Source organism: Denitrificimonas caeni DSM 24390 (genome assembly GCF_000421765.1).
Lineage (GTDB): Bacteria > Pseudomonadota > Gammaproteobacteria > Pseudomonadales > Pseudomonadaceae > Denitrificimonas > Denitrificimonas caeni.
Map to the genome: position 1 here is coordinate 1 of NZ_ATXQ01000024.1, position 1256 is coordinate 1256.

General features: G+C 43.8%; 1 protein-coding gene. It reads left to right on the plus strand.

The window, feature by feature from the left end:
- Positions 1–244 precede the first annotated feature (244 nt).
- Positions 245–1243, plus strand: a complete 999-nt coding sequence (locus H591_RS0114480; RefSeq protein WP_022967675.1) for an IS110 family transposase — start codon at positions 245–247, stop codon at positions 1241–1243.
- Positions 1244–1256: the final 13 nt, after the last annotated feature.

The following is a 1256-nucleotide window of genomic DNA, read 5'->3' on the forward strand; positions in this document are numbered from 1 at the left end:
CGACCTTGTATGTTAGTCAGTAACGATTATTCGTTAAGATAAGAGCAATTTACTGGGGAAGCCGTGGCGACCTTGAGGCAGTTTACTGACCTCGTATGTAGAGTGGCTCCCCGCCTCTTTGCTGATCTCGAAGAGTATCCGGAAGCTCAAAAAGAGACTTCGCATATGCAAGGTTGAGAGGCAAAAAGTGCGAGGTCGGGGAACCGGTAAGTATTATTACTGATTAGCTTCGAGGATTAAAGGCATGAGTAGTTTTGTTGGCATTGATATTGGTGCAACCGCGCTCGAAGTAGTGATTCGCAAAAACGATAAAAATGGCGCTGTAAAAAGCTACCAGCAAACACCAAAAGACCATGAGAAACTTGCTGCCCAATTGCTTAAATTAGACCCAGCCTGCGTCGTTATGGAGGCCACTGGAATCTATTATTTAAACCTTGCTGTGGTGCTTTTTAACAGCGGTTTAAAAGTCTCAGTGATCAATCCAAACAGCTTTAATCACTTCGCTAAGCTGACGCTAACGCACAGTAAAACAGACGGTATTGATGCTGCTTTATTGGCTGAATACGCGCAGCGTATGACGCCACGCTTATGGACAGCACCTGATCCTAAACTCCTATCTCTGCGTGATATTGGTAGACAAATCAATAGGTTAGTCGGCCGGCGCACTGAAGCTAAAAACAACTTGCACGCCTTGCAGGCTAAAGATTCAACCTACCAGCCTCTAATTGATGATGAATTAGAAGGCATCGAGTATTTAGAGTTTCGCATTGAACGCATGCGAAATATGGCTTTAGAAATTATTGCTAATAATGAAAAATTAAAGCAAAAACTTGAAAACTTAACCGCAGCTGTTGGTATCGGAACCAATAGCGCGATTATGATTATTTGCGAACTGGAGTTGCTTCCAGAGCATTTGAAATCATCACAGGTCAGCCGCTTTGCTGGCCTTGATGTGCGCTTAACGCAATCAGGAACAAGCATTAACAAACCTGGTCGCTTAAGCAAAGCAGGTAACTCTTATTTGCGCACAGCGCTGTTTATGCCAGCTTTGTCTGCAGCGACTCACGACGCTAATGTGCGCGCTTTTTATCAGTCGCTGATTCAACGTGGCAAGAAAAAGATGCAAGCACTGTGCGCAGTGATGCGTAAAATGCTGACAGGAATCTGGGCGTGCTTAAAATTAAACACGCCCTTTGATTCATCAAAATTATTCAGCGAAGAGCATAAAAAAGCTTGTGCTTAAACAGAGTATCTAC